Source organism: Paenibacillus glucanolyticus (assembly GCF_037333485.1).
Lineage (GTDB): Bacteria > Bacillota > Bacilli > Paenibacillales > Paenibacillaceae > Paenibacillus_AQ > Paenibacillus_AQ glucanolyticus.
This window is the reverse complement of record NZ_CP147845.1, coordinates 4,961,616-4,983,161: the sequence shown is the minus strand read 5'-3', so window position 1 is coordinate 4,983,161 and position 21,546 is coordinate 4,961,616. Positions and strand designations below refer to the sequence as shown.

The following is a 21,546-nucleotide window of genomic DNA, read 5'->3' as shown; positions in this document are numbered from 1 at the left end:
ACCATACAGGAGGAGATTATTTTGGATTTTAAAGATTATATTCGTGTCATTCCCGATTTTCCGCAGGCGGGGATCAGCTTCAAAGATATTACCACACTGTTGAAGAACGGTGAGGCATATCGCAAATCCATCGAAGAATTGAAGGTCATGGTGTCCGATCTTAAGATCGATGTGATAGCTGGTCCCGAAGCTCGCGGATTTGTCGTGGGTGCACCGCTGGCGTATGCCCTTGGGGTCGGATTCGCTCCCATTCGCAAAAGCGGAAAGCTTCCATACGAAACGATTGAAGTGGGATATGACCTCGAGTATGGAAAAGATCGCTTGGCGATGCATACCGATGCCATCGAGAAGGGGCAAAATGTTCTGATTGCGGATGATCTCCTTGCAACTGGCGGGACCATTGCAACTTCAATTAACCTCATCCGTCAATTGGGCGGCAATGTGGTTGGAGCTGCCTTCATGATCGAACTTGCCGATTTGAATGGCCGTTCGAAGCTGGATGGAATCGATGTATTTACACTCATGAAATACGAGTAAACGACAAAGATCTTCCTGATTTTCCCGGGAAATATTAACGCCCTGAGCTATAAGCTCAGGGCGTTTTTTGATTTGAGATCCAGTTATGATGAAATCAATCTGGTGTTTTCTCCACGATCGGTCCATCATTTTTTTCATTGGAGAGACCGGTAATTTCGAATACTTTAAAGAGCAGAGCCATAACGACACCTACGATGGTTGCCAATGCCATACCCTTCAGTTCGACGGTATTGATCTTCAAAGTTACGCCGCTAATTCCTGTTACCAACACCAGTGTAGCCAGAATCATGTTGCTTGCTTTGGAGAAATCGACCTTTTGCTCAACGAAGATCCGAAGACCGGAAGCTGCAATAACTCCGAACAGCAACAGGGATACGCCGCCCATTACGGGTGTAGGAATGTTCGCTACAACGGCAGAGAACGTTCCGGAGAAGGAGAGTATGATCGCAATAACGGCTGCTCCGGCAATCACGAATATTGAGTATACCTTTGTAAGCGCCATGACACCAATATTTTCACCGTAGGTGGTATTCGGTGTTGAGCCTACAAACCCGGACAGGATAGTGGATATACCGTTGCCAAGCAGTGAACGATGAAGGCCGGGATCTTTAGAGAGGTCTTTGCCCACAATATTGCTGGTTACAAGCAAGTGGCCAATATGCTCAACGATAACAACGATCGCAACCGGAATGATGGTCCAGATCGCTCCGTTATCGAACACCGGTGTGGTCAGCTGCGGTGCTGACAGGAAGTTTGCATTCGCAATTTTCTCTGTGTCTACCACTCCAAGAACGAAGGAGAGTGCATACCCGACTACGATTCCGATCAGGATGTGAATGATTTTGGAGAAGCCGCGGAACAGGATGGAACCGAATACCGTGACGCCGAGCGTAACGAGCGAGATGGTAATGATTTTAGGATCAATGGCCTGTCCCTCTTCCGGCAAAAAGCCGGCCATGCCAGCAGCAACAGGAACAAGCTCAAGTCCGATCATCGCGATAATGGCACCCATAACCGCAGGCGGAAATACGAAGTCGATCCATTTGGTTCCTGCATATTTAACGATGAGAGCCACAAGACAGAAGATGATCCCCGTGACGATGAAGGCTCCCAATGCTTTGCCATAGTTGGCTTCCGGGTCACCGGCCAGTACGATCAGAACCGGCGAGATAAACGCAAAGCTGGAGCCGAGGTAGGCCGGGATTTTTCCTTTACATAAGAAAATGTAGAGCAGTGTACCAATACCGTTCATCAGCAGGATCATGCCGGGGTCCACGCCGAATATGTTCGGTACAAGCACCGTGCTTCCGAACATGGCAAACAAATGCTGCAGACTCAGAAGGAAGCCTGGACCAAACGGAAGTTTCTCATCTACTTGAATTTCACGTTGCAAACCATTTCACTCCTCTATAGGACTTTAAATATAGGACCGTTCGCGTACGATCTTTAATAGATTAAATACAATCGTTCGTTTTTTCAACAATAATTTTTATAGTTCGTCAAAATATCCAATTCATGTCAAGTTTTGATGTCTCCGCGCCGGAAACGGGCATACTATAAGTGTCAGGATGCTGCACATGTTGACGTATAACGCCACAAGCGTCATAATGATAGGAAAACAATCACGAGGGAACCTGCACGTTTTGACAAGGGCGGGTTCCATTTTATATAGAAAGGGAAGAGAAGGACTCCAAAATGGGCATAGAGCGATTACTCGAAAAGGCCAGCGCCTATATAAAAGAACCCGATCTTCTCCGCATTGAGGAAGCGTATGTATTTGCGGAGCAAGCCCACCACGGACAAGTGCGGAAATCGGGAGAACCTTATATTCTTCATCCGCTTGCGGTTGCAGACATCGTGGTGAACATGCAGGTGGACACGTTGTCTATTATTGCTGCACTGCTTCATGATGTCGTTGAGGATACAACTGTATCACTTGAGCAGATTCGCGAGCGCTTCGGGGATACGTGTGCAATGCTGGTGGATGGTTTGACTAAATTAGAACGTATCCAATTCCGGTCCAAGGAAGAGCAGCAAAACGAAAATTATCGTAAAATGTTTATCGCGATGGCACGGGATATCCGGGTGATCGTGATTAAGCTGGCGGACCGTCTTCATAATATGCGCACTCTTAAGTACCAGTCCGAGGAAAGCCAGCGCCGCATTTCCTATGAAACACTAGAGATCTTCTGCCCGATTGCCCATCGTCTCGGTATTTCCGCGATCAAGTGGGAAATGGAGGACATCGCGCTTCGTTACTTGAATCCGCAGCAGTATTACCGCATTGCGAATTTAATGCACAAGAAGCGGGCTGAACGGGAGCAGTACATCGACAACGTCATTGTCTGTATCCGGGAGAAGCTGGATGAAATGGGCATTCAAGCCGACCTGTCCGGCAGACCCAAGCATATCTACAGCGTGTTTAAGAAAATGACCGTAAAGAACAAGCAATTCAACGAAATCTACGATCTCCTTGCAATCCGCATTATTGTGGACAACATCAAGGATTGTTATGCTACGCTCGGCATCATTCACACCCTCTGGAAGCCGATGCCTGGCCGCTTCAAAGATTATATCGCCATGCCAAAAACAAATATGTATCAATCCCTCCACACGACCGTGGTTGGACCGAACGGGGAGCCGACAGAGGTTCAAATCCGCACCTGGGAGATGCATCGTACGGCAGAGTTCGGGATCGCGGCACACTGGGCCTACAAGGAAGGCTCAGGAGGCAACGGAGGCAGCTTCGACAACAAGATGACGTTCTTCCGTGAAATATTGGAGCTGCAGCATGAAACGAAGGATGCCTCAGAGTTTGTAGAATCTTTGAAAATGGACTTTTTCTCTGATTTGGTTTTTGTATTTACACCCAAAGGCGAAGTCATCGAGCTGCCTTCAGGCTCCGTACCGCTTGATTTTGCCTACCGGATTCATACGGAAGTAGGAAACCGCACCATCGGTGCCAAGGTTAACGGAAGGATCGTTCCGCTGGACTATCAGCTTAAGACCGGCGATATCGTGGAAATTTTGACCTCGAAGCATTCGTACGGCCCGAGTCAAGACTGGTTGAAGATTGCCCAATCCTCTCACGCCCGCAGCAAAATCAAGCAGTGGTTTAAGAAAGAGAAGCGGGAAGAGAACGTGGAGAAGGGACGCGAGATGCTGGAGCGCGAGATCAAGCGTCTGGGTCTTGAGGTATCCGAATGGATGACCGATGATAAATTAATGGAAGCGGCCAAGAAGTTTGCTTTTAATGATATCGAGGATATGTTGTCGGCCGTTGGCTTTGGGGGTATCACCGCCGCGCAGATATGCACCAAAGTGACCGAGAAGCTCCGCAAGGAGCAGGAGGAAGCGAATCAGCTTGAATTGACTTCTGAGATGAAGGAGATCAAGCCGGCAGAGAAACGCAGCCGTCCGACCAACGGGGTACGGGTGAGGGGCATAGACAACCTGCTTGTGCGATTTGCGAGATGCTGTAATCCTGTCCCGGGAGACGACATTGTCGGTTATGTTACCCGGGGACGCGGGGTATCGGTTCACCGATCGGACTGTCCGAACCTGCCAACTACGGATGAAGGCGAAGATGCCGCACGTGTGATTGAGGTTGAATGGGAATCGACTATTGAGGCTAATTACAGCGTCGATATCGAAGTGACCGGTCACGATCGTAACGGATTGCTGAACGAGGTCCTCCAGGCCGTGTCAGAGAGCAAGACGAATATATCTGCCGTAACCGGACGATCCGACAAGAATAAGATGGCGATGATCCACATGACGATTTTAATACGCAATACGGATCACCTCCAATCCGTTGTGGAACGGATCAAGCGGGTAAAGGATGTATATACCGTTCATCGAATCATGCAGTGATTGGAATGTTGGCATGGTCGTTCTGTTAAGGGGCCCCGGGCCTCATGACAGCACGGATTATTATATGAATGCGGTCTGTTATCCTGCGGGAGACAGGCCGTTTTATTATATGGAGATAAGGAGATATTCCGATATGAAAGTTGTTATTCAACGATGCAAGCATGCACAAGTGACGGTCGACAATGAAGTTGTTGGCAAGATTGGAGCCGGCTTGATGGTGCTTGTGGGTGTGACCCACGGCGATGAAGAGAAGGATGCCAAATATCTTGCCGACAAGGTGGCAGGGCTGCGGATTTTTGAGGATGAGGACGGAAAGATGAATTTCAGTGTTCAGGACGTTGGCGGAGCCATTCTCTCTGTCTCCCAATTCACTCTATATGGCGATACCCGGAAGGGAAAACGGCCAAACTTTATGGCTGCGGCAAAGCCGGATGAAGCCAATGCCTTGTACGAGTTCTTTAATCGTGAGCTCTCGGCGAAGGGATTGCAGGTTGAGACAGGGGTGTTCGGAGCGATGATGGATGTGTCGCTGACCAATTGGGGACCCGTCACGCTGATTATCGACAGCAAGTCATAAATCTAGAATCGCATATGCAAATGCATGATATCAGAGAGATGGGGCATCCTGTGTGAGTAATCGCAGGTCCATTATTCTCTTTGGAAAAGGAGTCATGCTGCCTATGCGTCAATCCCCCAAATTCTCGATATGGAGCAGTTTGCCTGTGTTGGTCGGTTCAGGAGACATAAGGGAAGCAGCCAGCATGGAACGCATGGTTGCTGTTTCAGAGGAACCGGCACAGGAAAGAAACATTAAGGGAAATATTCGGAAACAGCTGCCGAGATCCTAGAATATAGCCGCAGTGAATAAGGATGATATTGCATTGATAAGCAGAGCCTGGGTGAGATAAACTCGGGTTTTTTCTGTTCCCTTCTAAAAAGGCACCCCCTTACCCGCTTCAATAATTCCACTGTTATAAAAAAGACATTACAGGGTAATAACAAATCGAGGACAATCATGAAGGGAGATATGCCAGATGAGTAAAATTGCATTTCTACTAGCTGACCAATTCGAAGATTCCGAGATGAAGACTCCTTATGATGCCGTGAAGGCAGCGGGACATCAAGCAGATATCATTGGATTGAAACAAGGACAAGAGGTAAAGGGCAAACAGGGCAAGGCTTCCTATACAACGGATAAGGCCATTGCCGACGTCAATATAAACGATTATGATGCGGTGGTTATTCCAGGTGGATCTTCTCCGGAAAATTTACGTCTGGATTCCCATATATTGAAGTTCGTCACATCAGCGGACAAGTCAGGCAAACCGATTGCTTCGATATGCCATGGGCCGCAAATTCTCGCAAGTGCCGATCTGCTGAAGGGACGCACCATCACTTCCTATCCTCCGCTTCAGGACGATATGGTGAACGCTGGCGCAACCTTTAAGGATGAAGAAGTGGTCGTAGATCGAAACTTCATTACTTCCCGAACGCCGAAAGACGAGCCAGCCTTCGTGCGTGAGCTGCTAAAGGCACTGTAACGGAAAAATAGCTGTATGGGTTGTCTATGTTATACCGCTCTTTCAAACAAGTTGGTTGATAAAAAGGAGGAATGGACATGTCTAGACAAATTCAAGCCTATTTCAGAACGGAAGACGACGCCGAGGGCGCAAGGACGACACTGTTGACCTACGGCACCGAGCAGCTTGAGGTAGGACAGCTGCAGGATTCGGTTCGAGGGGGAGGGAATATTCTTGTCCCGCTCGTGCCTTGGGGTAATTCAGGCACAGGCGGAGCAACTGCGGGTGCCACGACGATGGGTGCACCCGGCGGAGTAGTAGGCGCTCCAGGCGTCATTGTGGGCTCGCGGGAAGCAAGCCGCGACCGGGCAGAGGATCGGCCTGACAGCGATGATATGAACGGAGACGGCTGGCGCGAGGCGGATGTGACGGACCGCGACTATGATGATCTGAGATACGTATTGTCCGTTAAAGTAAGGGACGAGGATTATGATCAGATTGTGCATGATCTGCGGGCAAATAACGCTTACGTGGAGCGTTTTGACTAAATAATAAAGGATAGCTTAGCATTGCAATCCTATTGGATGATAATGATTGCAGCAAGCGAAGAAGGCATATCCCATTAACGTAAAGGGGCTGTTCCGTCATTGGAGCAGCCCCTTTGAAGCCGTTTCAATAAAAGCGCTTTCTCGCTTGTAATATAACTGTAATGTTTGTTCAATGTTCCTTTAATATTCGCTGTTTATAATAACAGCATGACCCCCTTTTTTATATAATATATGTTTTGGACCTACAACAGTGGTTTGTAGGTTTTTTTCTTTTTTCGGGTAAATTCTACAAAGTTTCTTGACTTTAGTGCGGCGGTTCATTAGAATCTAAAAATATAATGTTTTGGGTATACTATATTTTATGAATAACGGATTTCATGACGGGAACAAGTACTCCATCCCCACAAGACCAGAGAAGAATCCCCTGGCTGTAAGGATTCGCTTGATGAGTGGACGAATGACCTCCCCGAGAACAGACGGCGAAGCAAGCACCGGGTAACCGGTGGGATAGACAGTAGCCGAACTGCGCGGCCGGGCGTTAAACGGATGAAGCGGATGCTTGAACACGCCCTAATGCGTGTCATATCCGGAATGTGGGTGGTACCACGGGTGATATCGTCATGAACATCTCTCGTCCCTGTTGTCTTAGGACAGCGGGGCGGGAGATTTTTTTGGTTTTATAACACAGATCAAGGCATGGACATGTTCAGTCGTGAAGATGTCAAAGGACGTGGAGGGATGAAGATGGCAAACGAGAAATTTGAAAAGCCGACTGGCACGCAGGACATACTTCCTGGAGCCGTCGAGAAATGGCAGTTTATCGAGGAGAAGGCACGGGATCTGTGCCGGAGATACAATTACCATGAAATTCGCACGCCGATGTTTGAGCAGACCGAACTGTTCAAACGCGGGGTAGGTGAAACCACCGATATCGTGGAGAAGGAAATGTACACATTCAAGGATAAAGGGGATCGCAGCATGACTCTGCGTCCTGAGGGAACAGCTGGCGTCGTTCGGGCTTATGTGCAAAACAAGCTGTACGGCGAACCTGACGTATCCAAATTGTACTACATCGGGCCGATGTTTCGTTATGAGCGGCCGCAGGCTGGCAGGTACCGTCAATTCCATCAGTTCGGGGTAGAGGTGTTCGGGACTGCGGAACCGGCCATTGACGCCGAAGTTATTGCACTCGGATACAGCTTCTACAAGGAGCTTGGGCTTAACGGAGTTAAAGCGGAGATTAACTCTGTAGGTACGCCAGAGGTTCGGGCGGCTTACCGAAACACACTTCTGGCCTTCCTGGAGCCGATGAAAGACAGCCTGTGCTCGGACTGCCAATCACGAATGGAGCGCAACCCGCTGCGTGTGCTGGATTGCAAGAAGGATCAAGGGAAGTTCGATGATGCTCCTTCGATCCTGGATAGCCTTGATGAGGAGTGCAGCACACACTTCGAGAAAGTAAAAGGATATCTGGATGCCATGGGCATTGAGTATGAGATCAATCCAAGACTCGTTCGGGGATTGGACTACTATACGCACACCGCATTTGAATTCAAAGCACAGGGGATCGGCGCAATTGACACGGTAGGCGGAGGCGGACGGTTTAATGGACTGGTCGATCAGATCGGTGGACCGGATCAGCCGGGTATCGGGTTCGGGATTGGTCTTGAGCGGATTCTATTGATCCTGGAGCATCAAGGCGTCAACCTGTCGGCTGCGAAGCCGCTGGATGTCTACCTGGTAGCACTGGGCGAAGCGGCTGAGCGGGAAGTGGCAAAATTGATCTACGAGCTGCGCAGCAAGGGCGTATCTGCGGAACGGGATTATCTCGGCCGCAAAATGAAAGCCCAGATGAAATCTGCTGACCGTCTGCAGGCCAGATATGCCGCCATTTTGGGCGATGATGAACTGGCACGCGGAGAAATCGCTCTGAAATCGATGGAAACCGGCGAGCAGCGCATCGTGAAATTGGATAGTCTGGTTCAAGAGTTTGTTTAATCGTCGTGATTTAGCGACTTAATTATACTAAAGGGGAATGATAACCGATGAAAAGGACGCATCAATGCGGTCACCTGACAACCGCGCACATTGGAGAAAATGTAACACTGAACGGCTGGGTACAAACCCGCCGTGACTTGGGTGGAGTGCTGTTCATCGATCTTCGTGATCGCAGCGGCATTATGCAGATTGTATTCAATCCGGATTTCTCAGGCGAAGCTTTGGCAGTTGCCGACAAAGTTCGCAGCGAGTTTGTACTGGCTGTATCCGGTAAAGTCGTAAAGCGTGATCCTGAAACGTTCAACCCGAATCTGCCAACAGGCGAGATTGAGGTTCAAGTGACTAACATCGAAGTGCTGAACGCAGCAAAAACACCTCCGTTCTTCATCGAGGACGGTGTGGAGGTAGATGAGCAGCTTCGCCTGAAATACCGTTATCTGGACCTGCGTCGTCCGGAGATGCAGAAAACGCTGATGCTGCGCTCGAAAGCGTCAAAAATTTTCCGTGACTTCCTCGACGGCGAAGGCTTCGTGGATGTGGAAACACCTATTCTGACAAAGAGCACGCCGGAAGGCGCACGTGACTATCTTGTGCCAAGCCGCGTACATTCAGGCGAATTCTTTGCGCTTCCGCAATCCCCGCAAATTTACAAGCAGCTCCTCATGGTGAGCGGAATTGAGCGCTATTACCAAATTGCGCGCTGCTTCCGTGACGAAGACTTGCGGGCTGACCGTCAGCCGGAGTTCACCCAGGTCGACATTGAGACGTCCTTCCTGGAACGTGATGATCTGCTGACCATGATGGAGCAGTTGATGGTGAAGCTGTTCAAAGAAACCGTAGGTGTCGAGCTTGCAACGCCGTTCCAGCGCATTAGTCATGCTGAAGCCATGAGCAAATACGGCTCGGATAAGCCGGATCTTCGCTTCGGTCTGGAATTGATCGAAATGAACGATATCGTAGCAAGCAGCGGTGTAAAAGTATTCTCTTCCGTCATCGAAAAGGGCGGCGAAGTGAAGTGTTTGAACGCTAAGGGCTGCGGTACTTGGACCCGTAAAGAGATTGACGATCTGGGACCCTATGCCGCCCGTTACGGAGCGAAGGGTCTTGCATGGATTCAAGTGAAGGAAGGCGAATTCAAAGGGCCTATCGTGAAGTTCTTCAGCGAAGAGGAGATTGAAGCCGTAAGAGAACGTACGGGAGCCGAAGATGGTGACTTGCTGCTGTTCTCCGCTGACAACAAAAAAGTGGTTGCGGATGTTCTCGGTGCACTCCGTCTGAAAATCGGGCGTCAGCTTGGTTTGATTGACGATAACGAATACAAATTTGCTTGGGTGCTGGACTTCCCGCTGCTCAGCTATGACGAAGACGCGAAGCGTTATGTAGCCGAGCATCATCCGTTCACCCGTCCAAAACATGAAGATCTGGAGCTGCTAGACACGGACCCGCTTGCCGTACGCGCGGAAGCCTATGATATCGTGTTGAACGGGTATGAAGTCGGTGGCGGTTCTATGCGGATCTATCAGCGAGAGATTCAGGAAAAAATGTTTGCCGCACTCGGATTGTCGCCGGAAGAGGCTCATGAGAAGTTCGGCTTCCTGCTGGACGCGTTTGAATACGGTACGCCTCCGCATGGCGGAATCGCCTTCGGTTTTGACCGTTTGGTCATGCTCCTTGCAGGGCGCACCAACCTGCGTGAAACGATTGCATTCCCGAAAACGGCCAGCGCAACGGATCTGTTGATGGATGCTCCTTCCCAAGTGGACGGTGGACAGCTGGAGCAGCTGCATATCAAACTTGCCAAGAAGCCGGGCGACGAGAAATAAGCCAGGTGTTCTCGATAAAGGAGGTTGCTTGAATTATGCTGCATCAGTTTTCCCGAACGGAATTAGCCATCGGCCCTGAGGGCCTTGAAGTGATGAAGAACAGTACGGTGGCTGTGCTCGGTATTGGCGGCGTGGGTTCCATCGCGGTGGAAGCCCTTGCCCGTACCGGGGTTGGCCGCATCATTCTGATCGATAAAGATGTGGTGGACATCACCAATATCAATCGTCAGATCCATGCGTTAACCACAACGGTGGGTCAGAAGAAAGCCGATCTGATGGTGGATCGGGTTAAACTGATCAATCCGGAGTGTGAAGCGATTGCGCTGAACATGTTCTACACCGAAGAGACGTATGAAGAGCTGTTCAAGTATGAGCTGGATTATGTGATCGATGCTTCGGACACGATTATTTATAAAGTGCATCTGATTAAGGAGTGCCTGCGGCGCGGCATTCCGATCATCTCCAGTATGGGTGCAGCCAACAAAATGGACCCAACGAAGTTCCAGGTAGCTGATATATCCAAAACTTCCATGGACCCGATTGCTCGAATCGTGCGCACGAAGCTGCGTAAAGACGGCATCAAAAAAGGGGTCAAGGTGGTATTCTCTCTAGAGGAGCCGATGAAACCACGTAAGGACGTTACGGAGAAGATTGTGCCCGAGAATGCACCCGAGATTCGGAAGGCCAAGCAGCCACCGGCAAGCAATGCGTTTGTTCCTCCTGTAGCCGGTCTGATCATGGTTAGCGTAACCGTGAAAGAGCTGCTCGAAAAAGGCGGCGTATCCTTGTAAACGAGGCTTTTAGCAACAGCCGCAAAAATTTAAAAATATATAAAGACGCAGTATCCGAACAGGGGATGCTGCGTCTTTTGCTGCGATTGAAGGAATGCTTATGTAGCTGAACAAACACAGCGTAATTCATGCGGCAGAGCTGTGCTAGTATATCCAGGCAAGTTGTGCTACAATGAAACTCCTTTTGTGTCGAGGTCAGTTATAAAGCCAGAATTCCGATGCGAAAATAATATGTTTCTTAGGAGGTAACTGAAAGTGTCAGAATCTTTTCAAAGTGCCTATCAAGAAGAAGAGTCAAGGCTAAACGAGGTTATCGTCGAGATTGACCGTCAACTTGAGCGTTTGCGCGGCATTCCCGTATACACGGGTCATGATTTTACGGAGCAGGTGCTCGAAGCAGGACGGGAAGAGAAACGGCAAGCCCTCGCCAAAAGTTTGCCGGAGCCTTACTTCGGAAGGCTGGATTTTCAAGAAAACGGAAACGGAGCGAAGAAACCGCTCTACATTGGGAAGATAGGCTTCGATAAAGCAGATGCCGGGGATCATCCGATGGTGATTGACTGGCGCGCTCCTGTCGCGAGTCTTTTTTATTCGTTTACGGGCGGTACCGATCCAGCATCATTCGAAGCACCCGAAGGAATCATCGAAGGTCTTGTGTATCTGAAACGCAACGTTGTAATCCGTAAGCAGATCCTGGAGCGGGTCTCCGACACGTACAATCGGGATAGCGGCGGACCCGCTGTATCCGATGAGTTCCTGGTCTACCGTCTCGGGGAAAACAAGGATAACCGGCTTCGGGATATCGTATCTACGATACAGGCCGAGCAGGACAAAATCATCCGGGCAGCGAAAAACACCGCCCTCATTATCCAAGGGGTTGCGGGAAGCGGCAAGACAACGGTAGCACTGCACCGACTGGCATATTTGCTCTATCAGTACAAGGAGCAGGTTACTGCGGAGAAAATGATTATTTTTGCGCCGAACCTGATGTTCCTGGATTACATATCCGATGTGCTGCCTGAGCTTGGGGTTGGCGACATTCAGCAGCGTACATTCGGCGACTGGGCTTCGGAGTTACTGGATATTCAGCTCTCCTCGGAAGATCATGCGCAGACGCTGAATCAATGGTTTGAGACAGAACCAGGGCAGGGAACGCCGGACATTGATGACAATGTCAGCGGCCGCTACAAAGGTTCACTAAGGCTGATGGAGCTTATTCGCCGCTGTGTGGAATCGTTGGAAACCGAGGCTCTCCCTGATGACGATTTCTCCCCATGGGATGGAGCCGTTCTAAAACAGGAGACGATAGCCGAATGGTTCTACCAGGAATATAAGCCTTATCCGTTAGCGAAGCGCAAGGAACGGCTGCTGGCAAGATTACACCGCTGGGTAGAAATGGAGCTGAAGAAGTCTCCTTCGGCAGCCGTGATGAAAGAACGGAAGAAAAGGGCGGCTCAACGCGAAAAGGCTTATGGCAATCGATGGCCGAAGTTCGAGCCGGTTTCATTATATAAACAATTGTTCGGTGCGGCTAAAGCGGCCGGTACGTGGTTTGAAGAGCTGTCGGCCCTTATCCCTTCCGGCGTGCTTGCTGCAACGTGCAAAGATTTGAAGAAAAACGTGATCCGGGAAGAGGATCTCCCGGCACTGCTGTATTTCCACTGCCTGCTGAATGATATTTCCGGGGATCAGCGGTTTGACCATATCGTGATTGATGAAGCGCAGGATTTCTCTCCATTTCAGGTAGCCGTGCTGGACCTGTTCGTGAGAGGACATTCTTTCACGATATTAGGTGATTTATCGCAAGGTATCCATGCGTATCGTGGCGTTCATGCTTGGGAAGAGATGAGCTCCCTCTTCAAGGAAGAGGAGACGGCTTACTTTGCTCTGACGCGCAGCTATCGTTCCACGATGGAGATTATTGAATTTGCTAACGACATACTGGAGAAGGGGGTCAGCAGTGACCTGCTGGCTGTACCCGTATTCCGAAGCGGCGATGCCGTCCGTCTTATACCATATGATTCCAAGGACTCCAGAACAGGTGACTTAGCACGGGCGTTGGATACGCTCATCTCCAAAGAATACCGGACCGTTGCGATACTTACCCGCACCTTACGGGAAGCGAAAGATTTACATGAGCAATTAAGTGCCGATTGGCCCGACCTGAACCTGATAGATGGCAACAAAGGAACCTATCAGGGCGGCTATTCCATTCTCCCTGTGTATTTGTCCAAAGGGCTGGAGTTTGATGCCGTTGTCGTGGCGGATGCGGATGCGGCACATTATGCGGAGAAAGCTTGGGATGCCAAGCTAATGTATGTGGGCTGCACCCGGGCATTGCATGAGCTGTGGCTGCTGCATGGAGAGCCGCTGCCTTCCTATGTCATGACGGAAACGTCAGAGATTACTGTCAATGGTTGGCCTGTGGAGTAATGATGTAACATCACGGATGTTAGGGTGATCGAAATTAACAGAAAAAAAGCCTCTTTGGGGTGATACATGCATGCTTCATGTGCTCATCCCGACGAGGCTTTTTGCTGCGCTTATCCAAGCATTTGGTAGGAGGAACCCAACTGATCGATAAATCGAATCAAAGTCCAAACGATGAGAATAGAGAAAGCGGCAAGCAGCAGGATGATCAGAGTTATTTTCTTTCGTACAGGTTTACGGTTCATTTCATATCCTCCGGTCGTGGTTGATTCTAATCATACGTTGCTTAATCTTAAACGCTTTAGAAAGATAAAAGTTTGACTTTTTGTCAAAGCAAGCAGATATTCATCGGTGTTACCAGATCAACAAATTATGAAGTCATTGCCTTCCACAGGCACAGTTAAATCGAATATGATATGATAGAGCGTGACGGATTTTATTAAAACCGGCTTAGGATTGCATTGATATCAGACAAGGAAGTGTAGCAATGGATTTATTCAGTATCGGGCGTGAAGGGGACCGGGATTCCCGGCTGCTGGCCGATCGCATGCGCCCTTCGTCGCTTGATGAATATATAGGACAAGAACATATTATTGGACCGGGCAAGCTGCTTAGGCGGGCCATTGAGGCGGATCAGGTTTCCTCCATATTGCTGTACGGCCCGCCGGGTTGCGGCAAAACAACCCTCGCCCATATCATATCCCAGCAAACCAAGGGACATTTCGTTCGCCTTAATGCGGTGGAGGCGTCCGTTAAGGACGTTAGGGAAGTCATTGAGCAGGCTCAGAGCAACCGCAGTCTGTATGGGACCAAAACGATACTGTTCCTGGATGAGGTTCATCGCTTTAACAGTTCCAGGCAGGATGCGCTGCTGCCCGCCGTTGAGAACGGCACGATTATATTTATCGGTGCTACGACCGAGAACCCCTTCCATTATGTGAATGGGGCCTTGATGAGCCGATCGACCTTATTCCAGCTTCAGCCGCTGACCAAGGAGCATTCCATGATTGCAATGCAGCGTGCTCTGGCAGATCAAGACAAAGGCCTCGGATTTATGGATCTCAGAGCGGAAGAGGAAGCGCTGGATCACATTGCAACCATGGCGAACGGCGATATCCGGCGCGCGCTGAATGCGCTGGAGCTGGCAGCCATGACTACGCCTCCGGATGCCAGCGGTACGATCCATATTACGCTGGATGTTGCGGAGGAATCGATTCGCAGGCCCATCGTGCGTGCCGATGAGTCCACACAGTATGATGTGCTGTCAGCCTTTCATAAGAGCATTCGGGGGTCCAGTGATGCGGCTCTGTTCTGGTTTTTGTACGCGGTTGAAAAGCTCGGGATGGATCCGATGGTTTTCATTCGGCGTTTGATTGCCGCCAGCAGTGAGGATATCGGCTTAGCCAACCCGCAAGCGATGGTGCAGGCGGTAAGTGCGCTGGATGCGTACCGGAATAACGGTTGGCCGGAAGCGAAACTGAATATCGCCCAGGCGATTCTGTTTGCAGTGGAGAGCCCGAAATCGGACAGCGTTGTATCCGCCATCTCCCGTGCCATGTCGGCCATGGATGAGGTGAAATCAGCAGAGGTTCCGCTTCATCTGCGTGATACACATTATCAGGGAGCCGTGAAATTGGGACATATCGGCTACAAATACCCGCATGATTATCCAGGCCATTACGTGAAGCAGGATTATTTACCGAAGGAGCTCTCCCGCAGGGTGTTTTATCAGGCAACCGAGCAGGGGAACGAATCGAAGATCGCCCACAATCAGAGACTACGACGCGAAGAATAGCGGAACGGCTGAGCAACAGCCCTGCGACCGCTAATTAATTGGAGGATAAGAGTAATGAGAACAGGGAAACAACGGTTTGTCATCCTGCTGCTGTCTGTTGGTGTATTGCTCAGCGGCTGTTCGGGAAAAAGCGTCCAGGAGCAGGTCACAAATGGGCAGGCTGCGGAAGCGGCGCATGAGCATGGGCACCAGACTCAGCTGACGAACGGGGATATTCAGGAGGCGACGGCTTCCATTGACGAGCTGCCTGATTTTTTGAAGAATCAGACCAGCGAACTTCAAACGATTTATGCGCTGTCTGCACAAGTGAGTGATGTGCTGAAATATATTCCTTGCTATTGCGGGTGCGGGGAAAGTGCCGGTCATGAGAGTAACTTGAACTGTTTTATCGATGAGATTCAAGAGGATGGGACCGTGGTATGGGATGATCATGGTACCCGCTGCGGAGTGTGCCTGGACATCGCCGTAGAATCTGCAAAAATGAGCAGCGAGGGCATGAGTTTGACGGATATCCGGTCTGCCATCGACGAGAAATACAGCACCGGTTATGCCAAACCGACGCCAACTCCAATGCCGCCAGCTGCAAGCTGATCGGTTACTGGAATGAAAGGAATGAAAATTCAGAAGATGCCGCTTGCGATTCATGAATCGTAGGCGGCATCTTTTTCGTTCGCCGGATTTACTTCGGCAAGCTGGTTGCCCAGGATTTGGGTCTTCTTTCTCATTTGTCATTTTCCCCGCATGACTCTCTCCTGAACCGTGATCTATATCACAGCGCCAAACTATATATAGATGTAAATTTGTTTAACGAAACTATATATAGTGTGATAGTGATCTTGATCTATCTATAAGGAGTTGACCGAATTCATGAAAGTCATGAAGAGAGACGGATGCCTGGTGAATTTTGAGATGAGCCGGATTGTGAAGGCGGTGGATAAAGCATTTATAGCGGTAGAGGGTGCTTCCCGGGAGCAAGCTGCGTTAGAGATTGGCGTTCGAGCAGCCCATATAGCGGCGGGAATGGATCAGGTGACGGTCGAGGAGATTCAGGACATCGTGGTTGAACATTTGCAGAGCAGCGGTTATACAGAGGTAGCCGCGGCCTATCAGCAATACAGGGAAATCCGTGACCTGGAGCGGGTTCGCCGGGGGGAGCTGTACAAAATCAGCAGGGATGTGATTGGGGTAGCCAATCTCGATCTGCTGCGGGAGAATGCAAATCTGAACGGGGATTCCTTCAGCGGAAAAATGAGCCGTATCGGCTCCGAATATGCCAAGTGGATGGCAAGTCATTTCGTTCTCCCGGCGGAGCTTATGAGAGCTGTCAAGGACGGTTATGTATATGTGCATGATCTGGATCAGTATGCGCTCGGAACGACGAACTGTATATTCATCCCATTCAATCGTCTTTTGGAGCGGGGCTTTAATACCGGAAACGGATCCGTCCGGCCGCCGCAGAGTATTATGACGGCAATGGCGCTGGTAGCCATTATTTTTCAATCCCAGCAAAACAGTCAGTTCGGCGGTGTTTCGGGCAGTAAAATCGATTGGGATCTGGCACCGTATGTCGGTAAATCCTTTCGCCGGCATTTTCGCAAGGGTGTGGCCTATCTGGAGGAGGCAGCACAGAGAACATCGACGGCAGGTATTCTTCCGGACACTGAATTATACATAGACAATGAGCAGCTGAAGGAAACATACCCTCGAACTTACCGATACGCCTACAATGAGACGGTGAATGAAGTGAAGCAGGCTGCGGAATCCTTGATCCATAATTTGAATACGATGAGCAGCCGGGCAGGCGGTCAGATTCCCTTCACTTCGCTGAACTACGGCATGTGTACGTCCACCGAAGGGCGTCTGGTGTCCCATGCCCTGCTTGACGCCACGATGAGGGGACTTGGCGGGGGAGAGACGCCGATTTTTCCACAGCATATATTTCAGTGCAAGCAAGGGGTCAATCAAAGGGAAGGAGATCCCAATTATGACCTGTTCCTGAAAGCGGTAGAATGCTCCAGCCGCAGGCTGTACCCGAATTTTGTCAATGTGGACGCATCGTTTAACCTTGCCTACTACAGCCCGGACGATCCGGATACAATCATTGCCACCATGGGGTGCCGAACAAGGACGATTGCAGACCGTTTTGGGCGAAATCGCCTGAGTGGAAAAGGCAATTTGTCCTTCAACACCATTAATCTGGTCAGGCTTGGCATTGAGCATGGAATACTCGAAGGGAAGCGGGACTTACCGGATCTGACCCACTTCTTCAAGCAGCTGGATCATTATATGGCCATTGCGGTGGAGGGGCTGATTCATCGTTATGAGCTGCAAGCGGATCAACCGGCTAAAGCATCTGATTTTATGATGCGGGAAGGCGTGTGGGAAGGCGGCGAAGTGTTGTCACCGGAGGACAAGGTGCGGGATTTGATCAAACACGGCACCCTTGCGCTTGGATTTATCGGGCTGGCTGAATGCCTGAAGGCGTTAACCGGACAGCATCACGGGGAGGATGAGACCAGCCACCGGCTGGGGTTTGAGATCATAAGGCATATGCGGCAGTTTTGCGATGAGGCCAGTGAAAGATACAATCTGAACATCTCCTTGTTTGCAACACCGGCAGAGGGGTTATCCGGAAAATTCACGAAGCTGGATCGCCATACCTTCGGCGTGATCAAGGGGGTAACCGATCGCGAGTATTACACCAATTCCTTTCATATTCCGGTTTACCATCCGATGGCAGCCTATCGAAAAATCCGCTCGGAAGCACCCTTTCACGAGCTGTGTAATGCAGGAGCCATTTCGTATGTAGAGCTGGATGGGAATGCGAGACAGAATACGGTTGCTTTTCGGGAGGTCGTGCAGTTTGCCTTGCAGCAGAATATCGGGTATTTCTCTGTTAATCACCCTGTCGATCGGTGCCCCGCATGCAATTATGAGGGGATTATCGGGAGCGCTTGTCCCGGGTGTGGTGCTTCGGAAGCAGATGGGAACTTCCAGCGGCTGCGCAGGGTAACGGGGTATTTAACCGGCAATTATACCGAGCGCTTCAATTCCGCTAAGCAGGCTGAGGTCAGGGACCGGGTGAAACATCTGTGAATGTGTGCGGATATTTGCCTGAGAGCATCAATGAAGGAGCCGGGCTTCGGGCCGTTCTTTTTGTTAGCGGGTGCCGTCATGCCTGCGAAGGATGTTTTAATGCGGCTTCCTGGGATTTTGAAGCAGGGGAACCGTTTACAGAAGCGATGTCCATGAGAATACTCCAAGAAGTGTTGGATAATCCATTGCTGGATGGCTTGACCTTATGTGGCGGGGATCCGTTCTTCTCTCCGGAGGAATGCAGTGCATTTCTGCACAGCTTCAGGAAGCTGTGTCCCGGGAAAAATGTATGGGCTTATACGGGATTCACCTTTGAAGCATTGATGAGGCAGCCGAAGCGGCGTGAATTGGCTTTGCTGTGCGACGTGATCGTGGATGGCAAATTTCAAATGGAGCTGAGAGATGTCTCCCTTCCTTTCAGAGGCAGCTCGAATCAGCGATTAATTGATGTAGCGGCCAGCGTGGAGCATGGAGACGTTGTGGAATGGGTTCTCCGATAATATTTCTTCTTATATAAAAAGAGCACACACTTCTCGGAACGGAAACCTTCCGGGTGAAGTGTGTGCTCTTCAAGTTTAAACTAGCCGATCAATAAGACACTTTATCCGCCGTTTCGATCGTTCCACCGCCGATGCACTCATCCCCTTGATAGAAGACGACGGCTTGTCCAGGCGTGATTGCCTTTTGCGGCTTGGCAAAAGCAACATGAACGGTTCCGTCTTCGCGCGGAGTTATGGTTACTTCCTGATCGGGCTGACGGTAACGGAATTTGGCTGTGCAGGTGTAGGCGTCTTTGGGCATAGCGTCTTGACCTGCAATCCAGTTGATTCCGGAGGCAGCGAGTCCGGTTGAATACAAACTCGGATGATCGCCTTGAACTACGTAAAGAATATTGTTAGTCAAATCCTTATCGGCAACAAACCACGGCTCTCCGTTGCCGGAACCGCCGATTCCCAGACCCTGGCGTTGTCCCAGCGTGTAATACATCAAACCGTCATGACGGCCCTTCACTTCGCCGGTTACAATGTCGACCATATCCCCGGACTGAGCGGGGAGGTATTGTCCAAGAAACTCTTTGAAATTCCGTTCTCCGATGAAGCAGACGCCGGTGCTGTCTTTTTTCTTGGCGGTATACAGTCCTGCTTCCTCTGCGAGACGGCGAACTTCCGGCTTAGGCAGATGCCCGATGGGGAACATCGCTCTGGAGAGCTGCTCCTGGCTCAGTGCATTGAGGAAATAGGTTTGATCCTTGTTGCTGTCGACACCGCGCAGCAAACGGTATTGTCCGTTTTCTTCGATGACACGGGCATAATGGCCGGTGGCCACATAATCGGCTCCCAGATCCATTGCCTTGTTCAGAAATTCACCGAATTTGATTTCACGGTTGCACATGACATCGGGGTTCGGTGTTCTCCCGGCTTTATATTCATCAAGAAAATAGGAAAATACTTTATCAAAGTATTCCTTCTCGAAATTGACGGTATAGTAGGGAATGTCGAGCTGCTCGCACACGCGGCGCACGTCTTCAGCGTCCGCTTCGGCTGTGCAGTAGCCAAGCTCATCGGTGTCATCCCAGTTTTTCATAAAGATGCCGATCACTTCATAGCCCTGCTGCTTGAGCAGGAGCGCTGTTACGGAGGAGTCGACTCCTCCTGACATGCCGACAACGATACGAGTGTTATGATTTTCATTTGCCATCGTTATCACCATTTTCATATTGAATTATGCCCATGGACGTATTTTAACATATTGGAACAAGGTTCACACGCTTCATTTTGTCCACTCAGGGTGAACATTTTTTGGTTTTCCAGCTGGAATATTACCCATTGAGGTTCAGGATATGTTACCATAAGCTGAGGGTAATGATCGGAATACGGAGAAAAACACAGAATTCGGTGTATCCTTCGCTGTGCGAGCCGTATGATCGCTTCACCCAACCACCTACAATTTATGTACAGGATGAACACAATATACAAATTACCGAAAGAGGTGTCACCCCCTTGAAGATATCAACTAAAGGAAGATACGGATTAACGATTATGATGGAGCTGGCTGCCAAGTTTGGCGAAGGCCCAACCTCACTGAAGAGCATTGCCGAGAAGAACCAGCTATCAGAGCATTACCTGGAGCAATTGATTGCACCGCTTCGGAATGCGGGTTTGGTCAAAAGCATTCGCGGCGCGTATGGAGGATATATCCTTTCTCGCGACCCGGCTACCATCACGGCGGGTGATGTGATTCGCGTGCTGGAAGGCCCGATATCCCCTGTGGATTTTACGGAAGAGGACGATCCGGCGAAGCGGGATCTATGGCTGCGCATCCGCGACAGCATTGCTGAAGTATTGGATTCCACAACACTCGATTACCTGATCAACTATCATGAACAGTCTGCTGCAGACAATTACATGTTCTACATTTGACAGGGATTTGAAATCCCGACTATTCAAAGGGATTGAGAGTTATTGAGGAAAAGCGTTACCCACAAGTTACCCACAACACTTAGTTTTTAAGGCCCATTCAAAATCATCTGCAATTTTTAACTGACGATTTTGGGTGACATGTAGATAGATAAGTGTTAAGAATCCCTTTACGCAGGAGTAGCGGTATCTTCCTCAGGTCCTGCCCTTTGTATTGCAGGATATCGAATACCACATAAGCACATAAAAAATAAAGACCCTATGTTGGGTCTTTATTTTTTATGATTCATTTTTCACGAAAATTCTAGTAAGTATTATACCACTCAGTATTCCGAATATTATATTAACGTGTAATTTCATAAAGATGTTTGTGAAAAATGAGGGTTCAATATCTATAAAGAATGCGGGGAGCATTGCTAAAAATAATGAGACTAGAAAAGGAAATATTAATGAATAGTGTATGCTTATTTTCTTTTTTACAAGCTTAATGACATTTGACCAATCGAAAACAATACCTAGACAAAGACTGAGCAAAATAATTTTCAAACGCTCCATATTTGCTGCAGGGGACAGCTCATTAATATATTTGTTCATGGATACGTAGGAATGATCAATAGCGAGTAAAATAAAAAACATTACTACTCCGACAACAAGGAATGTGATGATTTTCCTCAATTTTATTTAACCCCTCCTTACGAATGAAATAAAAAAGCACCTC

At 49.5% G+C, this 21,546-nt stretch carries 18 protein-coding genes; 15 read left to right on the top strand and 3 right to left on the bottom strand.

Going from position 1 to position 21,546, the window contains the following annotated elements:
* Positions 1–21: 21 nt before the first annotated feature.
* Positions 22–537 carry an adenine phosphoribosyltransferase gene (locus tag WDY75_RS23395; RefSeq protein WP_006208846.1) on the top strand — a complete coding sequence of 172 codons (516 nt, stop codon included), beginning with the start codon at positions 22–24 and terminating at the stop codon, positions 535–537.
* Positions 538–631: 94 nt separating this feature from the next.
* Here the strand turns inward: WDY75_RS23395 and uraA are convergent, their stop codons facing one another.
* On the bottom strand, positions 632–1,930 hold the full coding sequence (uraA, locus tag WDY75_RS23390; RefSeq protein WP_063478877.1) for a uracil permease: 1,299 nt from the start codon (positions 1,928–1,930) through the stop codon (positions 632–634).
* Positions 1,931–2,232: 302 nt separating this feature from the next.
* On the opposite strand from uraA, the gene WDY75_RS23385 reads away from it, so the two are divergent.
* The 9 genes from WDY75_RS23385 (at position 2,233) to WDY75_RS23345 (ending at position 13,523) form a co-directional block, all read left to right on the top strand.
* The gene (locus WDY75_RS23385; protein WP_006208848.1) at positions 2,233–4,410 is read left to right on the top strand and encodes a RelA/SpoT family protein; all 2,178 of its coding nucleotides are present in this window, start codon (positions 2,233–2,235) and stop codon (positions 4,408–4,410) included.
* 133 nt (positions 4,411–4,543) lie between these two features.
* Positions 4,544–4,987: a D-aminoacyl-tRNA deacylase gene (gene dtd, locus WDY75_RS23380; RefSeq protein WP_006208849.1), complete on the top strand. Its 444-nt coding sequence runs from the start codon at positions 4,544–4,546 to the stop codon at positions 4,985–4,987.
* A 52-nt stretch (positions 4,988–5,039) separates the two neighbouring features.
* Positions 5,040–5,258, top strand: a complete 219-nt coding sequence (locus WDY75_RS23375; RefSeq protein WP_127502952.1) for a hypothetical protein — start codon at positions 5,040–5,042, stop codon at positions 5,256–5,258.
* Positions 5,259–5,444: 186 nt separating this feature from the next.
* A complete protein-coding gene (locus WDY75_RS23370) occupies positions 5,445–5,951 on the top strand; it encodes a type 1 glutamine amidotransferase domain-containing protein (protein ID WP_063478878.1) in 507 nt (168 codons plus the stop codon).
* 77 nt (positions 5,952–6,028) lie between these two features.
* On the top strand, positions 6,029–6,478 hold the full coding sequence (locus WDY75_RS23365; RefSeq protein ID WP_006208852.1) for a hypothetical protein: 450 nt from the start codon (positions 6,029–6,031) through the stop codon (positions 6,476–6,478).
* Between the two features lie 744 nt (positions 6,479–7,222).
* Positions 7,223–8,476, top strand: coding sequence for a histidine--tRNA ligase (gene hisS / locus WDY75_RS23360; RefSeq protein WP_036644829.1), 1,254 nt, complete (start codon positions 7,223–7,225; stop codon positions 8,474–8,476).
* Between the two features lie 47 nt (positions 8,477–8,523).
* On the top strand, positions 8,524–10,299 hold the full coding sequence (aspS, locus tag WDY75_RS23355) for an aspartate--tRNA ligase (protein WP_063478879.1): 1,776 nt from the start codon (positions 8,524–8,526) through the stop codon (positions 10,297–10,299).
* 35 nt (positions 10,300–10,334) lie between these two features.
* Positions 10,335–11,090, top strand: a complete 756-nt coding sequence (locus WDY75_RS23350; RefSeq protein ID WP_006208854.1) for a ThiF family adenylyltransferase — start codon at positions 10,335–10,337, stop codon at positions 11,088–11,090.
* A gap of 255 nt (positions 11,091–11,345) precedes the next feature.
* A complete protein-coding gene (locus WDY75_RS23345; RefSeq protein ID WP_063478880.1) occupies positions 11,346–13,523 on the top strand; it encodes a UvrD-helicase domain-containing protein in 2,178 nt (725 codons plus the stop codon).
* Between the two features lie 110 nt (positions 13,524–13,633).
* Here WDY75_RS23345 and WDY75_RS23340 read toward each other — a convergent pair whose 3' ends face one another.
* Positions 13,634–13,765 carry a hypothetical protein gene (locus tag WDY75_RS23340; RefSeq protein WP_255308661.1) on the bottom strand — a complete coding sequence of 44 codons (132 nt, stop codon included), beginning with the start codon at positions 13,763–13,765 and terminating at the stop codon, positions 13,634–13,636.
* A 242-nt stretch (positions 13,766–14,007) separates the two neighbouring features.
* Between WDY75_RS23340 and WDY75_RS23335 the strand changes: the two genes are divergently transcribed.
* The 4 genes from WDY75_RS23335 (at position 14,008) to nrdG (ending at position 18,911) form a co-directional block, all read left to right on the top strand.
* Entirely contained in the window at positions 14,008–15,315 is a 1,308-nt protein-coding gene (locus tag WDY75_RS23335) for a replication-associated recombination protein A (protein ID WP_063478881.1), read from the top strand.
* Positions 15,316–15,369: 54 nt separating this feature from the next.
* Complete coding sequence (locus WDY75_RS23330; RefSeq protein WP_063478882.1) at positions 15,370–15,906, top strand: PCYCGC motif-containing (lipo)protein; 537 nt, start codon at positions 15,370–15,372, stop codon at positions 15,904–15,906.
* A gap of 276 nt (positions 15,907–16,182) precedes the next feature.
* A complete protein-coding gene (locus WDY75_RS23325) occupies positions 16,183–18,411 on the top strand; it encodes an anaerobic ribonucleoside triphosphate reductase (protein ID WP_082834312.1) in 2,229 nt (742 codons plus the stop codon).
* The gene (nrdG, locus tag WDY75_RS23320; RefSeq protein WP_006208859.1) at positions 18,408–18,911 is read left to right on the top strand and encodes an anaerobic ribonucleoside-triphosphate reductase activating protein; all 504 of its coding nucleotides are present in this window, start codon (positions 18,408–18,410) and stop codon (positions 18,909–18,911) included. Before WDY75_RS23325 ends, nrdG begins: the two co-directional genes overlap by 4 nt.
* An 88-nt stretch (positions 18,912–18,999) precedes the next feature.
* Here the strand turns inward: nrdG and mnmA are convergent, their stop codons facing one another.
* Positions 19,000–20,109: a tRNA 2-thiouridine(34) synthase MnmA gene (gene mnmA, locus WDY75_RS23315; protein ID WP_197477147.1), complete on the bottom strand. Its 1,110-nt coding sequence runs from the start codon at positions 20,107–20,109 to the stop codon at positions 19,000–19,002.
* Between the two features lie 302 nt (positions 20,110–20,411).
* On the opposite strand from mnmA, the gene cymR reads away from it, so the two are divergent.
* Entirely contained in the window at positions 20,412–20,831 is a 420-nt protein-coding gene (gene cymR, locus WDY75_RS23310; RefSeq protein ID WP_006208860.1) for a cysteine metabolism transcriptional regulator CymR, read from the top strand.
* The last annotated feature ends 715 nt before the right edge of the window (positions 20,832–21,546 follow it).